This is a genomic window from Roseateles sp. GW821-FHT02E12, from assembly GCF_059421665.1.
Genome location: NZ_JBWKVK010000001.1, coordinates 710,653 through 726,242, shown reverse-complemented (window position 1 = coordinate 726,242; position 15,590 = coordinate 710,653). Strand labels below are relative to the sequence as shown.

Genomic DNA, 15,590 nt, shown 5'->3' with positions numbered 1-15,590 from the left:
CGCGAGGCTAGCCGCAAAAGCCTTCATTATCGAAAGCGGGCGACAAAGCCGCCGTGGGGTGCCAGCGTCAGCTTGGCCGCGGGTGCGGTGAGCTTGAGCTCAGCGAACTCGCGCTCACCGGCGCCGTCCGTGATGAGCTGGCCTTCACGGGCGCCCAGCCAAGTCAGGTCCAGTTGCACATCGCGTGGCGTTTCGTCGGCGTTGATGCCGGCAACGAACCACTGCTTGCCGGCGCGGCGGGCCAGCACGACGAACTTGCCGGGCTCGCCGTCCAGGAAGCGCACCTCGTCCCAATGCCGCGGCAGCTCGCGCAGCAGGCCCTTCACGTAGGCCGGCACGGTGGCCATGCCCTCGGGCGTCTCGGCGAAATGCTGGATGCCCGACAGGAAGACGACGCTCTCCGCCAGCTCGAAGCCGTTGCGCGTGGCGCGCTTGATGTTGGGGATGCCGGCAAACACCATGGGCGTGAAGTCCATGGGGTCGAACAGGTTGCGCGCGAACGGCAGCATGGCCGCGTGGCCGACGACCTTGTCTTGGTCCTTCTGCTCGAAGGTGGCGAACTCGAAGCCCTTCACAGCCTCGACGGTCAGCAGGTTGGGGTAGGTGCGGCTCCAGCCGCGCGGCAGCGTGGCGCCGTGGAAGTTCAGCAGCAGGCCGGCCGCGGCCGTTTCCTTCAGCAGGTCCACGTAATAGGCCTGCATGGAGGCGCCGTCGCCACCGAAGAAGTCGACCTTGAGGCCTTTCACCCCGATGGCCTTCATGCGCGCAAACTCCTTGGCGCGGTCGGCCTTCGTCAGCAACGCGCTCTTGGGGCTGTACTCGGTGTCGTTCCAGGCGCCCGAGGAGTTGTACCAAGCCAGGATGGCGACGTTCTTCGTCTTCGCGTAGTCGGCCAGCTCCTTCATCTTGGCGTCGCCGATCTTGCGGTCCCAGTCCGCGTCCACCAGCGTGTAGTTCCAGCCCATGTCGGCGGCGTAGTCGACAAAGCGCTTCTGCACGTCGAAGACGGTCGCGTCGTCCTTCAGGATGGCCCAGCTCCACGATGCGTGGCCGGGCTTGAGCTTGGCTCTATCGAAGGCGACGGCGGGTGCGGCGAGGTCGGTGCCGAGGGTGGACTCCATGACCGTCTTCAGCGGGCCGATGGCCAGCACGCGCCAGGGCGTCGTCAGCGGGCCGTCGATGTCGGCCAGCAGGTGGCCGTTGGTGTTGACCTCGCTCGCCTCGGGCAGGCCGATGCGGTAGGTGCCGCCGGTCGAGTCACTCGCGAGACGCGACGCGTGGAAGCGCCCGTCCATGCCGGCTTCGGTCAGCGCCACCCAGTTGGCGCCCGAACGGAACAGCGCGGGGAAGACCCAGCCCGCGTGCGACGGCGCGGCGGCGCCGACGGGGATGTCGGTCTGGTAATGCTCTTCGTAGGAGGGGTTGGTGCGCTTCCAGCCCGTCTTGGCGACGGACATGGGCTGCAGCCAAGCGCGGGCTTCTGCAGGGAACGCAAAGCTGGTCAGCTCGTCCTTGAAGGTCTTCTGGCCCGCGCCGTCGACCGTGTAGCGCAGCGCCAGGCCGTCGTTGGAGGCGCGCAGCGTCAGGGTGAACTTCTGGCCGGCGGCGTTGGCGGCGGTGAAGCGCTGCTCGTTGGCGCGGTAGTCCACATTGCTTTTCTTGCCTGCGGCCAGCGTGTACTGCTCGCGGTGGGCCTTCACGGGCGACGTGGTGACGAGCTTGAGGCCGTTGGCGTAATCGCCCTGCTCCAGCACCAAGCCGAGTCGCGAGGCCAGCAGCACGGGCTGTCCGGCGCGCTGCACCGTGTAGACCAATTGCTGCTGGGCGTTGACCGACACGTCGACCTGCAGCTGGCCATCGGGGCTGCTGAGGGCTTGGGCGAGGGCGGGTACTGCGAGCAGGAACGAGGCAATGAGCTTCATGGTTTCAGATCGGGGGGATTTGATAGAGACCATCAGCCACGGGCGTGCCGAAGTCGGGGAAGCCGTCGTCGCGCCAGCCGAAGGCCTGCACACGGGTATGGCGGTTGGGGTCGTTCAGCGGGTCGCCGACGATGTCGCGGTAGTTGCGGGCGTGATAGACCAGCAGGTCCGTCTGGCCGTCGGGCGTCGTCGTGAAGCTGTTGTGGCCGGGGCCGAACTGGCCTGCCGACTCATCCGTCGTGAACACCGGCGTGGGCGATTTGTGCCAGCTCGCCGGGTCCAGCAGGTCGGAGTTCTCGTCGGCCCACAGCAGGCCCATGCAGTAGTTGGCGTCGGTCGCCGCGGCTGAGTAGGCGATGAAGACGCGGCCGTTGCGCTTCAGCACGGCCGGGCCCTCGTTGACGCAGAAGCCGATGCGCTCCCAAGCCAGGTCGGGCCGCGTGATGACAACGGGTGCGCTGGCCAGCGTCCACGGGTTGGCCATCTCGGCCAGGTAGAGGTTGCTCTCCGTCGGCGGGCTCTTCTGCGCCCAGCACAGGTAGCGCTTGCCGCCATGCTCGAAGGGCGTCGCGTCCAGCGAGAAACCTTCCTCGAGCGTCGCGATCTGGCCGCGCTCCACCCAGGGGTCGCGCAACGGGTCGTCGCCTTCGCACTCGAGGACGTACATGCGCAGCTTCCAGATGTCGCCACGCTCGCTGGCTGCGAAGTAGACGAACCAGCGGCCGTCGATGCGGTGCAGCTCGGGCGCCCACACGTGAAAGCTCGCCGGGCCGCTCTCGTGCTTGTGCCAGATGGTCTTGGGCGATGCGGTCGAGAGACCGGCGATGCTGTCGGCGCTGCGGATCTCGATGGCGTCGTAGCTGGGCACCGACGCGGTGAACCAGTAGCGGCCGTCGACCAGGCTGATCTGCGGGTCGGCGCGCTGGGGCATGAGGGGGTTGTTCCAGGTCATGCTGCGCGAATCGCTTGGGTGACGATGACGTTCCAGGAGGTGGGCTTGAGCCGCACGCTCAGCTGCTCGTCGAGGATGGCGATGCCATCCAGAGGCTGAGGCGCGACGTGGTCGGGTGCGTCGGCGGTGTTGGTGGCGTTCAAGTCGGCGCTGTAAAGCTGCTCGGCCTGCACGAGGCGGCGCTCCACACCGAGACCGCGCAGCGTGATGGACAGGTCCATCTCTTCGCTCAGGTGGCGGTTCAGCAGGAAGACGGCCGTGCGGCCCGTCGCCGGGTCGTCGACGACGCTGGCGCACAGATAGGGCAGCTCGCCGTGCCTGGCGTTGGCATAGCCGGGCGACTTGACGACTGAGCGCAGCACGTCGCCATGCGCCCAGCGCGCGGCCTGCGCGAAGGGGTGGAAGATCGTCTGCCGCCACGCCGCGCCGCCGGGCTCGGTCATGATGGGCGCGATGACGTTGCACAGCTGGGCCATGCAGGCGACCTTGAGCCGGTCCGCATGGTTCATGAACATCGTCAGCATGCCGCCGATGAGCAGGGCGTCTTCCGCCGTGTAGACCTCTTCCAGCAGCCGCGGCGCCTCGGGCCAGCCCGCTTGCTTCAAGTGCTCGCCGTGGCGGGCGCGGTACCAGACGTTCCACTCGTCGAAGGACAGCTTCAGGCGCTTCGTCGAACGCTTGCGCGTGGCGACCGAATCCGCAATCGCCACCGTGTCCTCGATGTAGCGTGCATTCGTCTCGATCTGCGCGAAGAAGCTCTCGGTGCTCGTGTCCGCTGGTGGCTTGATGAAGTAGCTGTGCAGCGACAGGTAGTCGACGAACTCGAAGCAGTGCTCCAGCACGCGGTCTTCCCATGCGCCGTAGGTCGGCATGTCGTAGGCCGACGAGCCGCAGGCGGCCAGCTCGATGCTCGGGTCCGCCCAGCGCATCAGCTTGGCCGTTTCTTTGGCGGTGCGGCCGTATTCGTCCGGCGTCTTCTGGCAGATCTGCCAGGGGCCGTCCATCTCGTTGCCCAGGCACCAGAACTTGATGCCCAGCGGCTCCTCGGCGCCGTGGCTGCGCCGCAGATCCGACAGCGCCGTGCCGCCGGGGTGGTTGCAGTATTCGAGGTAGTGGCGCGCTTCGTCAGGCCCGCGCGTGCCGAGGTTGACGCCGAACATCGGCTCGATGCCGACCTTCTTGCACCAGGCCATGAACTCGTGCGTGCCGACCTGGTTGGTCTCGGTCGAGAACCAGGCCAGGTCCAGCCGGCGCGGGCGCTGGTCCTTTGGCCCAACGCCGTCTTCCCAGTTGTAGCCCGACATGAAGTTGCCGCCGGGGTAGCGAACGATGGTGGCGCCCAGCTCCCTCGTCAGCTCGGCCACGTCACCGCGAAAGCCATGCTCGTCGGCGGTCGGGTGGCCCGGCTCATGGATGCCGTTGTAGACGCAGCGACCGAGGTGTTCGACGAACACGCCGAACAGGCGGCGGTCCAGCGGCGCGATGTCGAAATCGCGGTCGACGATCAGTGAGGCTTCAAACGTCATCGCCTTGCCTTCTTGAGTGCCTTGTTAACGCGCTTCTCGACACTGGCCTGCACCTCGGCGATGGGCTTGCCCGAGATCATCACGTTGGCCACGTCCTCGCCGATCAGCAGTTCGATGGCGCGCTGCGTCGGCACATTGCCTGGCATGCCGGCGCCGGTCTGCGTGATCTCGGTCAGCGCCTCGCGCATGGGGAGCGCGCGGAAGGCGGCGCTCTCGGCCACCGTCTTGCTGACGGGCAGGTGGCCGGTGCGCGACCACTCGGCGCTGCGGTCCCAGATGAACTTCAGGAACTTGACGCTCGCCTCGTGGGCCTTGGCATCCTTGGCGCCGCCCTTGAACAGCGCCCAGGAATGGCCGTCGGCGAACACCGCGGGCTTCTCATAGAGCTGCGGGAAGGGCTTCACCGTGTAGGCACCCTGCAGCTTGGACTCGGGCTTTTGCGACTCGCGCAGGAACTGATCGATGGTCCAGGTGCCGACGACGACGACACCGGCCTCACCGTTCAGGAAGGCCTGATTGGCGGCGGCGTAGTCGAGGTTGGGCCGCACATGGCCTTCGCGGTACAGCGTCTGCATCAGCGTCAGCGCGTTGACGACGGCCGGCTGGTGCATGTCGATGGTCTTGCCATCGTCGGAGAACAGCTTGGCGTTCTGCTGCGCGACCAGCGTCAGGAAGGTGCGGTCATTCGCCGCCGTCTCGTTGGCCACGGCCCACGCGAAATAGGGCTTGCCGGTGCGCTGCTTGAACTGCCGCGCCTGGGCCAGCAATTCCTCCGGTGAACGCGGCAGCTCGCTGAGCCCCGCCTTCTTCATCAAGCCGGTGTTGATGTGCCAGAGCCAGGCCCAGGTGTCGAAGGGAAGCGCGTAGGTTTCGCCGTTGAACGAGGTGCCGCGGCGCGCATGCGCGGTGAAGTCGTCCACCGGAACGCCGATGCGCTTGAAGTCCTCGTCCAGCGGCAGCACCAGCTTGCGGCGCACGTAGTCGCCCAGGGCGGACTCGTGCATGACGGCGATGGTCGGGATGTCCTTGGCGACGAGGCGGGCGGTGAGCTGGTCGTAGTAGGGCCCCCACTCACCGATCTGCGTCTTCACGACGATGCCGTCAGCGTTGGTCGCGTTGAACTCGTTGACCAGGGCCGTGACGATGCCGCACTCGCCCACGCCTTCGGACGTCTTCACCACCTGGCCGTACTGCGCCTCGCAGCTGCCGAAGAAGCGCATCAGCGTGATCTCGGTCTTGCCCGAGTTGTCCTTGCTGGCGCCGCAGGCGGCGAGCAGAACCGTACAAAGGAGAACTGCAAGGCGCTTCATGACTTGCCCGTCCCGGCCACGGCGGTGACGAGGTGACGTTGGAAGAAGAGATACAGCATCAGCGCCGGCATGCCGGCGAACACGGCTTGTGCCATCAGGAAGCCCAAGCCTTCCGACTGTGCGAAGTTGGTCTGCGTGGACGCGAGGCCGCGGGTCAGCGTGTACATGTCTGGCTGGGTCGCGATGACCAGCGGCCAGAGGTAGTCGTTCCAGCAGCCCAGGAAGGTGAAGATGCCGAGCGTCGCCTGCGCCGGCAGGCTCAGCGGCAGGATGATGCGGACAAAAGTCTTGAAGCGCGAGGCGTTGTCCAGCAGCGCAGCCTCTTCCAGCTCGGTGGGGATGGCCTTGAAGTACTGCGTCATCAGGTAGACGCCGAAGGGCGCCGACAGGCCCGGCAGCGTCAACCCGGCGATGGTGTTCTGCAGGTTCCACTCCGAAAACAAGCGGTGCAGCGGGATGAACACCGACTGCGCCGGCACGGCCAGGCCGAACATGACGAGGGCGAACAGCCACTTGCGGCCCGGGAACTCGCAGCGCGCAAATCCGTAGCCGGCCAGCGACGACAGCACCAGCACGCCCACCGTCTGCAGCAGCGCCACCAGCGCGCTGTTGCCCAGCCAGCGGAACACCTGCGAGGTCTGCAGGATGTCCAGGTAGTTGGCCAACGTGTAGGGCGGCGCGAGGAAGACGTCGGTGTGCGTCAGCAGGAACTCGTTGGGCTTGAAGGACAGCGCCAGCACCCACAGCAGCGGCGCCATCCAGGCCAGGGCCAGCAGCGTGAGAGCTGCCATCACGAAGCGGTCGAACCAACCGCGTCTCAGCAGCGGATTCATCGCTGGCCTCCTCTGTCACGTTCCAGCCAGAGCTGCGTCGACACGCCCACCAGCATGATGGCCAGCAGCACCTGCGAGGCGGCCGTGGCATAGCCCAGCGAGAGCTGCATGAAGGCCTGTTCGTAGATGAACTGCACGACGGAGCGCGTCGTGTTGTTTGGGCCGCCGTTGGTCATCAGCATGATCTGCGGGAAGACCTGGAACTGGCGGATCACCTCGATCAGCGCGACCAGCACGATGGCGCGCTTGAGGCTGGGCAGCGTGATGTGCGTCAGCACGCGCCAGCGCGGCGTGTTGTCCAGGGCCGCGGCCTCGTAGATGTCCGACGGGATCTGCTGCAGCGCCGACAGGAACATGATCATCGGCAGGCCGATGATCCACCACACGGTCACGAGCGCCACGGTCAGCAGCGCGAGGTTGTCGCTCGTCAGCAGGGGCAGCTCGGGCAGGCCCAGGGCCGTGAAGAACTGGGCAATGAGGCCGCGTTCGGGCATCAGCGCCAGCTTCCACACCAGCGTGATCAGCGTGACGGAGAACACCGACGCGCAGAAGAAGGTGGCGCGCAGCAGGGTCGCGAGCTTGCCGGGGCGGTTGAGTGCCAGCGCCAGCATCAGCGACAGCACGACAAAGATGGGCGTGCTGATGGCGACGAAGCGGATGGTGTTCCACACGACCTGGTGGAAGACCTCGTCGCTCCACAGCTCGCGGTAGTTGGCCAGGCCCACCCACAGGCTGTCGTCGGACAGCAGGTCGTGGTCGTGAAAGCTGATCCACACACCCTTGGCCAGCGGCCACAGCAGCAGCAGCGCATAGAGCGCCACGAAGGGCAGCACGAAGAGGGCGTAGGCCGGGCGCGAGGCGCGCAGCCCGACGGTGCTGGTGCTCATGCCAGCGACTCCTGGGCGTGGTGGGCGCGGCCGGCCTCGTCGAAGAGATGGGCCTCGGCCACGTCCACGCTGATGGCAACATACGCGCCCAGCTTGGGCGAGGTGCCAGCCGGCACCGTGACGATGAGCGGGGTGCCGCCTTCAAGCTTCAAGTGGGCCAGCGTGCGCTCGCCGAGGAACTCCACCAGCTCGACGCGGCCGCGCAGCGGGCCTTGCTCGGCCACGCGCAGGTTCTCGGGCCGCACGCCCAACGTCAGGCCCTGCGCCGGCAGGCCTTCGGTCGCGACGCGCGTGGTGACCCATTGCCCACCCGGCACCGTCACGACGACGCGGCCGCGGTCATCCGGCGCGCGCTGCACCGGCACAAAGCCCATGCCCGGCGTGCCGATGAAGCTTGCGACGAAGCGCGTGGCCGGCCGGCGATACAGCTCGGCCGGCGTGGCGACCTGCTCGATGGCGCCGCCCTTCATGACGACGATGCGCGTCGCCAGCGTCATCGCCTCGATCTGGTCGTGGGTGACGAACACCATCGTTGCGCCGAGGCGCTGGTGCAACTGCGCCAGCTCCAGCCGTGTGCGGCCACGAAGCGCCGCATCCAGATTCGACAGCGGTTCGTCGAACAAGAAGATGCCGGGCTCCTTGACCACCGCGCGGCCGATGGCCACGCGCTGGCGCTGGCCGCCGGACAGCTGACCGGGCTTGCGGTCCAGCAGCGTGTCCAGCTCCAGCATGCGGGCCGACTCCTGGATGCGCCTGGCAACTTCATCAGCCGGCACGCCAATGTTCTTCAACCCGAACGCGAGGTTCTCGCGCACGCTCATGTGCGGATACAGCGCGTAGTGCTGGAACACCATGGCCAGGTTGCGCTGGCCGGGTGGCGCGACCGTCACGTCGCGGTCGCCGATGAGGATGCGCCCGCCGCTGACTTCTTCCAGCCCGGCCACCATGCGCAGCAGGCTCGTCTTGCCGCAGCCCGACGGGCCGAGGAAGACGACGAACTCGCCTTCGGCGACGTCCAGCGACAGGTTCTCGATGACCTGCACCGCGCCGTAGCGCTTGCAGACGTTCTCCAACTTCAAGCCAGCCACGGTGGATATCTCCGGTTCATTCTTCTTGGGGGATCACGGGCCAGCCATCGTCGGACCAGCTCAGGCGCTTGATGCGCAGATGCGGCTTGCCGCCGCGTTCGGTGTCGTAGGCGTGGTGGACGATCCAGTCGCCGACGACGTCCTGGTGGCCCGGGCCTTTCCAGCGCGCGCCGCCCGCGAGCAGCGGCGAGGCGCCCGCGTCCATCATGTCCTTGCCGTCGCGGTCGAGGTAAGGCCCCGTCACGCTGCGGGCGCGGCCGACGCGGACGTTGTAGCTGCTGTCGGCGCCCTTGCAGCACAGGTCGTAGGAAGCGAACAGATAGACCCAGTCGCCGCGCCGCACGATGGTGGGCGCCTCGATGCCGCCCTTGCGGCGGGCAATGAACTTGCTCTCACCGACGGGGCGCAGCGTGTCGGCGCTCAGCTCGGTCAGGCGGATGCCGCCCCAGAACGAGCCGTAGCTGAGCCACAGCTTGCCGTCGCGCTCGACGAAGAGGTCGGGGTCGATGGCGTTGAAGTTGTCGGTCGCCATGCTCTGCACGACCAGGCCTTCATCGCGCCAGTCGCTGCCGTCCGGCTTGTCGCTGCTGGCCAGGCCGATGGCCGAGCGGTTCTTGCCGAAGGTGGAGATGGAGTACAGGGCCCAGAAGCGGCCGCGGTGCGCGAAGAGCTTGGGTGCCCAGACGTCCAGGCCCTTGTGCTCGGGTACGGCTTCGGCCCACCAGTCGGGCGCCTGGCTGAACACCGGCGCCAGGCGACGCCAGGTCTTGCCAGCGTCGGTGGACTCCAGCCGTTGCAGGCCCTTGCCCGTCGTGAAGACGAACCAGCGCTCGCCCTGGATCAGCAACGTCGGGTCGTGCGCACCCGTGTCGCCCTGCGGCTCCACGGCGTACGCGGGTACGGCCAGACACAGCGCGAGCAGCGCTGCGAACAGCGCACGCATCACTTGCCCCAGCGGAGAACCAGGGGATCGAGGCGTTTGGCCGCGTCCAGCAGGCCGGCGCGCGTCTCGGGGCTCATCTCGGGGAAGGGGTGGCGCGGCGCATCGCTGTGGATGACGCCGCCGGCCTTCATCAGCGCCTTGGCGGTCAGGATGCCGCCCTGGCGGTTCTCGTAGTTGATCAGCGGCAGCCAGCGGCCGTACTGCACCACGGCTTCCTCGCGGTCGCCGGCGTGGAAGGCGTCGAAGATCTTGCGGATGCCGTCCGGGAAACCGCCGCCCGTCATCGCGCCGGTGGCGCCGGCATCCAGGTCGGCCAGCAGCGTGATCGCTTCCTCGCCGTCCCACGGGCCTTCGATGGCCGCGCCGCCGACGCGGATCAGCTCGCGCATCTTGCTGGCGGCCTGCGGCATCTCGAGCTTGAAGTACTTCACGTTGGCGATGTTGGCCGCCATGCGGGCCAGGAAGGGCACCGACAGCGGCGTGCCGGCCACCGGGGCGTCCTGGATCATGATCGGAATGCCGATCGCGTCGGACAGGCGCTGGTAGAAGCTCTCGATCTGGCCTTCAGACACGCGGAAGGTGGCGCCGTGATACGGCGGCATGACCATGACCATGGCTGCCCCAAGCGACTCGGCCAGCTGGCTGCGCTCGATGCAGATCTGCGTCGAGTAATGCGTCGTCGTGACGATGACCGGCACGCGGCCGGCCACGTGTTCGAGGATGGCCCGCGTCAGCGTTTCGCGCTCAGCGTCCGACAGCACGAACTGCTCGGAGAAGTTGGCGAGGATGCACAGGCCGGTGGAGCCGGCGTCGATCATGAAGTCGATGCAGCGCAGCTGGCCGGGGATGTCCAGCGTGCCGTCGGCGTGGAAGATGGTCGGAACGACGGGGAAGACGCCGCGGTACGGCCGGGTGGTGGAGGCGCTCATGATGCGGTCCCTTGTCTCTGTGGGAAGTTGGATCCAGCGCCGACGCGCGGCGCATGGCCGGCTGTGCCGCCGGCATGGCGCTCATTAAAGTATGACTATTTATCGTTGATCATCGGGGTTAACCCGGAATTCAGCGACTTTGCAAACAAAAAAGTATGACTAATAATCTCGCCATCGTCCGGCCAAAGCAGCCGGCCAGCTTTCGACCGGAGACAGTTCGATGAGTTCCTACGCCCTCTACCCCAGCCTGCAGGACCGGGGTGTCCTGATCACTGGTGGGGCCACCGGCATCGGCGAAACGCTCGTGGAATCCTTCGCCGCCCAGGGCGCCAAGGTGGCCTTCATCGACCTGGCTGCCGACGAAGGCAACGCGCTGGCCGCCCGCCTGGCCGCCACGTCGCGCTACGCGCCGCAGTTCGCGGCTGCGGACCTCTCCAACATCGAATCGCTGCGGGCTGCCATCGCTGCACTTCGTGAACGCACGGGCCCCTTCACCGTGCTGCTCAACAACGCCGCCAACGACAAGCGCCACGCCGTTGAAGACACCACGCCCGAGTTCTGGGACGCCAGCGTCGCCGTCAACATCAAGCACCAGTTCTTCACTGCCCAGGCGGTGCTGCCCGACATGAAGGCAGCGGGCGGCGGCAGCATCATCAACTTCGGCTCCATCAGCTGGATGCTCAAGCAGGGCGGCATGCCGGCGTACACGGCCAGCAAGGCGGCGGCGCAAGGCCTCACACGCTGCCTGGCGCGCGATTTCGGCCCGCACAAGATCCGCGTCAACACGCTGGTGCCCGGCTGGGTGATGACCGAGAAGCAGTTGAAGCTCTGGGTCACCGAAGAGACCAAGCAAGAGATCGCCAAGGGCCAGTGCATCAACCAGCCGCTGATGCCCGACCACATCGCCCGCATGGCGCTGTTCCTGGCGGCCGATGACAGCGCGATGTGCACGGCGCAGGACTTCATCGTCGACGGTGGCTGGGTTTGAGCATGAACTGCGTCGAGTACGGGCGGCTGCCCGACGGCCGAGCCGTCCATGAGTACACGCTGAGCAACGGCCTGGGCCTGAAGCTGACCGCCATCACGCTGGGCGGCATCGTCACCGGCCTGTGGGTGCCGGACTCGCAAGGCCGGAGCGGCAACGTCGTGCTGGGCTTCGACAACCTCGACGACTACGTCTACCGCAACCCGTCCTTCGGCATCATCGTCGGCCGCTACGGCAACCGTATTGCCGGCGCCAGCTTCGCGCTGGATGGCGAGACTCACACGCTCGCCCGCAACGACAGCCTCAACTGCCTGCACGGCGGCACCGAGGGTTTCGGCCACCGGCTGTGGAACGCCGAGCCCGCGGAGCCGCGCGCCGGTGAGGCCGAGGCGCTGCTGTTCAGCTACACCAGCCCGCACGGCGAGCAAGGTTTCCCCGGCGAGCTGACCGTCAGCGTGCGCTACTCGATCAGCGCGACGGACAACAGCTGGCGCATCGACTACGAAGCCACGACCGACCGCGCCACCGTCGTCAACCTGACCCACCACGACTATTTCAACCTCGCCGGCGACGGCAGCGTGCTGCGCCACCGCCTGACGATTCCCGCGTCGCGTTACAGCGAGGTCGACGAGCACCTGATCCCGCTGCGCCATGCCTCGGTGGAGGGAACGCCCTTTGACTTCCGCCAGTCGACGGCGATCGTGGCGCGCATCCGCAAAGCCCACCCGCAGCTGCTGCGCGCCAAGGGCTACGACCACAACTGGCTGCTCGACGGCGAACTCAATGCCGAAGGCCTTCGCCCAGCGGCCACGCTGGAAGACCCCCACTCCGGCCGCCGCATGGACGTGCTGACCAGCGAGCCAGCCCTGCAGTTCTACTCCGGCAACTTCCTCGACGGCAGCCTGGCCGGCCCGAACGACCGCATCTACCGCCAGGGCGACGGCCTGTGCCTGGAGACCCAGCACAACCCCGATTCGCCGCATCACGAAGCCAGCAACGACTGGCCTTCGACCATCCTTCGGCCCGGTGACACTTGGCGCAGCACGACGCTGCATCGCTTCACCTGATTGCCTGAGGAGCCCCGCCATGGACCTGCCCGCCCACCAACTGACGATGACGGTGTTGATGACACCGGACACCGCCAACTTCTCCGGCAACGTTCATGGCGGCAACATCCTCAAGCTGCTGGACCAGGTCGCCTATGCCTGCGCCAGCCGCTATGCCGGCCGCTACGTCGTCACGCTGTCGGTGGACCGGGTGATCTTTCGCCAGGCCATCCACGTTGGCGAGCTGGTCACCTTCCTGGCCAGCATCAACATGACGGGCTCTTCGTCGATGGAAGTCGGCATCAAGGTTGTGGCCGAGAACATCCGCACGCAGGAGACGCGGCACGTCAACAGCTGCTACTTCACGATGGTGGCGGTGGGCGACGACAACAAGCCCGTGCCTGTGGCGCCACTGCGCCCCGTCACCCCCGACGAGCGCCGCCGCCACGCCGGCGCCATCGCCCGCAAGCAGGCCCGCGCGGCCCTTGAAGTCCGACCCGATGAGCACTGAACACCCCTTCGCCCTCGCACTCGCCCAAGCCAACAACCTCGGCGAAGGCATTCAATGGCATGCCCCCAGCGGCCGCTGGTGGTGGACCGACATCGAAGGCGCCTGCATCTACGCCTGGACGCCCGGCGCCAGTACCACGCTGCAGGTGCGCCTGCCCGAACGCGTCGGCTGCTTCGTGCACAGCCGCTCCGGCGCCATCGTGCTGGCCATGGCCAAGCGCCTGGCGCGCCTGACGCTGCCCGACCTGCAGGCCACCGGCAGCATCGCCGGCGAGCCCGAAACCCTCACGCCGCTTGAGGCCCACCTGCCCACCACGCGCGCCAACGACGGCCGCTGCGACCGCAGTGGCAACTTCGTCTTCGGCACGCTGGATGAAGCCAACCCGCGCCAGCGCATCGGCAGCTTCTACCAATACTCATTGGCTCATGGCCTGCGCCGGCTGGCGCTGGATGGTGTGGGCATCTCCAACAGCATCTGCTTCAGCCCCGATGGCAAGCGCATGCACTACTGCGACACGACCACCACCCGCATGATGGTCTGTGACTACGACGCCGACAGCGCCCGTGTCAGCGAGCCGCGCCTTTTCGCGAAGAAGGAGTTCGACGACGACTGCTGGCCCGACGGCTCCACCATCGACGCCAAGGGCTGCCTGTGGAACGCCGAATGGGGCAACGCCGCGGTGGCCCGCTATGCGCCGGATGGCCGGCTGCTGGGGCGCTACTCGGTGCCCGTCAGCAACGTCACCTGCCCTGCCTTCGGCGGCCCGGATGGCGAGCACATCCTCGTCACCACCGCCCGCGAAGGCCTCAGCACCGCCGACCTGATGGCCCGGCCGCTGTCGGGCAGCCTGTTCGGCATGGCGGTCGAGCCGGGGCTGTATCTGCCCGAGGCGTTGTTCAACGACGCCTGATCAGCGCCGCCCGGGCTTCTGCACCCAGGCGTCCATCCAGTCCGAACCCGACAGCACCCGGCGCGAGCGCCACATCTCGTCGCGCGGTTGCGGGTTGGCGGAGGCGCCGACCCGAGCTTGCGGCTCGGCTCTGCGGGCGGCCGGCGCGGGGTCGGTCGTGAAGCTGAAGTGTTGAAGGCGTCGCATCCGACCTCCTCATGCGTTGCAGGCCACTCTAGGCAACGCGGTATCAAGCCGGTGTTGAGCTTGACGCCGCGTGCATCAAGAACGCATCAGGACGGCCGGCGGACTACTTGCCAATGCAAAAACTGCTGAAGATGACGCCCAGCAGTTCATCCGCCGAGAACGCGCCGGTGATCTCGCCAAGTGCGTCGTGCGCCAGGCGCAGTTCCTCGGCCAGCAGATCCAGCGCCGCATCACGCTGGGTGGCGACTTCACGGGCCAGCGCCAGGTGCTCGGCCGTGCGAGCCAGCGCCTGCACGTGGCGCTCGCGGGCGATGAACAAACCCTCAGGCACGGCCTGCCAGCCGGTGGTCTGCAGCAGGCGCTGGCGCAGCGCTTCCAGCCCGCTGCCGGTCTTCAGGCTCAGCGCGATCTCACCCTCGGGCGCCGTGGCCAGATCGGCCTTGTTGAAAACCTGCACGATGCGGCTGGCATCAACGCCTGCCAATCGCGCGCGGATGCGCTCGTCCTCGGCCTCGTAGTCGGGCTGACCGACGCGGCCCAGGTCGTGCAGGAAGAGCACGACGTCAGCGTCGGCAATCGCGTCCCAGGACCGCGACACGCCGATGCGCTCGACCTCGTCGGCCGTCGCGTCGCGCAGGCCGGCGGTGTCGGTGATGTGCAGCGGCACGCCTTCGATCTGGATGGTCTGGCTGACCTTGTCGCGCGTGGTGCCGGGGATGGGCGTGACGATGGCCAGCTCGGCGCCGGCCAGCGCGTTCAGCAGCGAGCTCTTGCCCACGTTGGGCTGGCCGGCGAGCACGACCTTGAGGCCGTCGCGGAGCAGGGCGCCCTGGCGTGTGCGGGCCTGCACGGCCTGCAACTGTGCGGTGAGGCGGTCCAGCCGGCCGAAGGCGTCGGCTTTTTCGAGGAAGTCGATCTCTTCCTCAGGGAAGTCCAGCGTGGCCTCCACCAGCATGCGCAGCTGGATCAGCTGGTCTCGCAGCACGCCGACTTCGTGCGACAGCGCGCCGCCGAGCGCCCGGCTCGCGCTGCGCGCGGCGGCCTCGGTGCTGGCGTCGATGAGGTCGGCCACGGCCTCGGCCTGGGCGAGGTCGAGCTTGCCGTTCAGGAAGGCGCGCTGCGTGAACTCACCGGGCTCGGCCAGGCGAAGGTTGCCGCCTGCCTCGATGACTCGGGCCAGCAGCAGCTGCATGACGACAGCGCCGCCGTGGGCCTGGAGTTCCAGCACGTGCTCGCCGGTGTAGGAATGCGGCGCCGGGAAGTGCAGCGCCAGGCCCTGGTCGATGGCCGCGCCGCCAGCGTCACGGAACGGCAGATAGGTTGCCTCACGGGCTTTCAAAGCCCGGCCGCAGACGGCTTCGATGAGCGGTGCCAGGTCTTGCGGCGACGACACGCGCACGATGCCGACGGCGCCGCGCCCCGGGGCGGTGGCGATGGCGGCGATGGGGTCGGCGTGGCGAGACAGCATGTCGGCAATTGTCGCGGCGCAATGCAAACAGCCACCCGTAGGTGGCTGTTTGCGGAATTGGCGCGGGGGAGGCTCGGTTCGGAATCTCTCGTGA

Annotated in this window: 15 protein-coding genes; 4 read left to right on the top strand and 11 right to left on the bottom strand. The window is 67.5% G+C overall.

From position 1 onward, the window contains the following. Positions 1-26: 26 nt before the first annotated feature. From AC07V5_RS03415 to AC07V5_RS03375, 9 genes are read right to left on the bottom strand one after another with little or no spacing between them, the layout of a single operon-like run. Complete coding sequence (locus AC07V5_RS03415; protein ID WP_495114172.1) at positions 27-1,922, bottom strand: glycoside hydrolase family 97 protein; 1,896 nt, start codon at positions 1,920-1,922, stop codon at positions 27-29. 4 nt (positions 1,923-1,926) lie between these two features. Then, the gene (locus tag AC07V5_RS03410; protein ID WP_495114171.1) at positions 1,927-2,853 is read right to left on the bottom strand and encodes a glycoside hydrolase family 43 protein; all 927 of its coding nucleotides are present in this window, start codon (positions 2,851-2,853) and stop codon (positions 1,927-1,929) included. A gap of 17 nt (positions 2,854-2,870) precedes the next feature. Beyond that, positions 2,871-4,400 (bottom strand): arabinosylfuranosidase ArfA, encoded by a 1,530-nt coding sequence (gene arfA / locus AC07V5_RS03405; RefSeq protein ID WP_495114170.1) that lies wholly within the window; start codon positions 4,398-4,400, stop codon positions 2,871-2,873. After that, a complete protein-coding gene (locus AC07V5_RS03400) occupies positions 4,397-5,710 on the bottom strand; it encodes an extracellular solute-binding protein (protein ID WP_495114169.1) in 1,314 nt (437 codons plus the stop codon). The genes arfA and AC07V5_RS03400 overlap by 4 nt, the downstream gene beginning before the upstream one ends. Next, positions 5,707-6,543 carry a carbohydrate ABC transporter permease gene (locus AC07V5_RS03395; RefSeq protein WP_495114168.1) on the bottom strand — a complete coding sequence of 279 codons (837 nt, stop codon included), beginning with the start codon at positions 6,541-6,543 and terminating at the stop codon, positions 5,707-5,709. Before AC07V5_RS03395 ends, AC07V5_RS03400 begins: the two co-directional genes overlap by 4 nt. Beyond that, positions 6,540-7,430, bottom strand: a complete 891-nt coding sequence (locus AC07V5_RS03390) for a carbohydrate ABC transporter permease (protein WP_495114167.1) — start codon at positions 7,428-7,430, stop codon at positions 6,540-6,542. The genes AC07V5_RS03395 and AC07V5_RS03390 overlap by 4 nt, the downstream gene beginning before the upstream one ends. Next, positions 7,427-8,518 carry an ABC transporter ATP-binding protein gene (locus AC07V5_RS03385; RefSeq protein WP_495114166.1) on the bottom strand — a complete coding sequence of 364 codons (1,092 nt, stop codon included), beginning with the start codon at positions 8,516-8,518 and terminating at the stop codon, positions 7,427-7,429. Before AC07V5_RS03385 ends, AC07V5_RS03390 begins: the two co-directional genes overlap by 4 nt. A 16-nt stretch (positions 8,519-8,534) precedes the next feature. Beyond that, the gene (locus AC07V5_RS03380; protein WP_495114165.1) at positions 8,535-9,461 is read right to left on the bottom strand and encodes an arabinan endo-1,5-alpha-L-arabinosidase; all 927 of its coding nucleotides are present in this window, start codon (positions 9,459-9,461) and stop codon (positions 8,535-8,537) included. Continuing rightward, positions 9,461-10,390: a dihydrodipicolinate synthase family protein gene (locus tag AC07V5_RS03375; RefSeq protein ID WP_495114164.1), complete on the bottom strand. Its 930-nt coding sequence runs from the start codon at positions 10,388-10,390 to the stop codon at positions 9,461-9,463. The genes AC07V5_RS03380 and AC07V5_RS03375 overlap by 1 nt, the downstream gene beginning before the upstream one ends. Before the next feature lie 220 nt (positions 10,391-10,610). On the opposite strand from AC07V5_RS03375, the gene AC07V5_RS03370 reads away from it, so the two are divergent. The 4 genes from AC07V5_RS03370 to AC07V5_RS03355 are packed head-to-tail and all read left to right on the top strand — an operon-like array spanning position 10,611 to position 13,842. Next, positions 10,611-11,378 carry an SDR family NAD(P)-dependent oxidoreductase gene (locus tag AC07V5_RS03370; protein WP_495114163.1) on the top strand — a complete coding sequence of 256 codons (768 nt, stop codon included), beginning with the start codon at positions 10,611-10,613 and terminating at the stop codon, positions 11,376-11,378. 2 nt (positions 11,379-11,380) lie between these two features. Continuing rightward, the gene (locus AC07V5_RS03365) at positions 11,381-12,442 is read left to right on the top strand and encodes an aldose epimerase family protein (protein ID WP_495114162.1); all 1,062 of its coding nucleotides are present in this window, start codon (positions 11,381-11,383) and stop codon (positions 12,440-12,442) included. A 19-nt stretch (positions 12,443-12,461) separates the two neighbouring features. Further along, positions 12,462-12,932, top strand: a complete 471-nt coding sequence (locus AC07V5_RS03360; protein ID WP_495114161.1) for an acyl-CoA thioesterase — start codon at positions 12,462-12,464, stop codon at positions 12,930-12,932. Next, positions 12,922-13,842 (top strand): SMP-30/gluconolactonase/LRE family protein, encoded by a 921-nt coding sequence (locus AC07V5_RS03355; RefSeq protein ID WP_495114160.1) that lies wholly within the window; start codon positions 12,922-12,924, stop codon positions 13,840-13,842. The genes AC07V5_RS03360 and AC07V5_RS03355 overlap by 11 nt, the downstream gene beginning before the upstream one ends. Here the strand turns inward: AC07V5_RS03355 and AC07V5_RS03350 are convergent, their stop codons facing one another. Further along, complete coding sequence (locus AC07V5_RS03350) at positions 13,843-14,028, bottom strand: hypothetical protein (protein WP_495114159.1); 186 nt, start codon at positions 14,026-14,028, stop codon at positions 13,843-13,845. A gap of 103 nt (positions 14,029-14,131) precedes the next feature. Further along, positions 14,132-15,496: a tRNA uridine-5-carboxymethylaminomethyl(34) synthesis GTPase MnmE gene (gene mnmE / locus AC07V5_RS03345; RefSeq protein ID WP_495114158.1), complete on the bottom strand. Its 1,365-nt coding sequence runs from the start codon at positions 15,494-15,496 to the stop codon at positions 14,132-14,134. Between the last annotated feature and the right edge of the window lie 94 nt (positions 15,497-15,590).

Coding starts and splice junctions, on each gene's coding strand:
- AC07V5_RS03415 (WP_495114172.1), bottom strand. CDS start 1,922: ATGAAGCTCATTGCCTCGTTCCTGCTCGCAGTACCCGCCCTCGCCCAA.
- AC07V5_RS03410 (WP_495114171.1), bottom strand. CDS start 2,853: ATGCCCCAGCGCGCCGACCCGCAGATCAGCCTGGTCGACGGCCGCTAC.
- arfA (WP_495114170.1), bottom strand. CDS start 4,400: ATGACGTTTGAAGCCTCACTGATCGTCGACCGCGATTTCGACATCGCG.
- AC07V5_RS03400 (WP_495114169.1), bottom strand. CDS start 5,710: ATGAAGCGCCTTGCAGTTCTCCTTTGTACGGTTCTGCTCGCCGCCTGC.
- AC07V5_RS03395 (WP_495114168.1), bottom strand. CDS start 6,543: ATGAATCCGCTGCTGAGACGCGGTTGGTTCGACCGCTTCGTGATGGCA.
- AC07V5_RS03390 (WP_495114167.1), bottom strand. CDS start 7,430: ATGAGCACCAGCACCGTCGGGCTGCGCGCCTCGCGCCCGGCCTACGCC.
- AC07V5_RS03380 (WP_495114165.1), bottom strand. CDS start 9,461: ATGCGTGCGCTGTTCGCAGCGCTGCTCGCGCTGTGTCTGGCCGTACCC.
- AC07V5_RS03375 (WP_495114164.1), bottom strand. CDS start 10,390: ATGAGCGCCTCCACCACCCGGCCGTACCGCGGCGTCTTCCCCGTCGTT.
- AC07V5_RS03370 (WP_495114163.1), top strand. CDS start 10,611: ATGAGTTCCTACGCCCTCTACCCCAGCCTGCAGGACCGGGGTGTCCTG.
- AC07V5_RS03365 (WP_495114162.1), top strand. CDS start 11,381: ATGAACTGCGTCGAGTACGGGCGGCTGCCCGACGGCCGAGCCGTCCAT.
- AC07V5_RS03360 (WP_495114161.1), top strand. CDS start 12,462: ATGGACCTGCCCGCCCACCAACTGACGATGACGGTGTTGATGACACCG.
- AC07V5_RS03355 (WP_495114160.1), top strand. CDS start 12,922: ATGAGCACTGAACACCCCTTCGCCCTCGCACTCGCCCAAGCCAACAAC.
- AC07V5_RS03350 (WP_495114159.1), bottom strand. CDS start 14,028: ATGCGACGCCTTCAACACTTCAGCTTCACGACCGACCCCGCGCCGGCC.
- mnmE (WP_495114158.1), bottom strand. CDS start 15,496: ATGCTGTCTCGCCACGCCGACCCCATCGCCGCCATCGCCACCGCCCCG.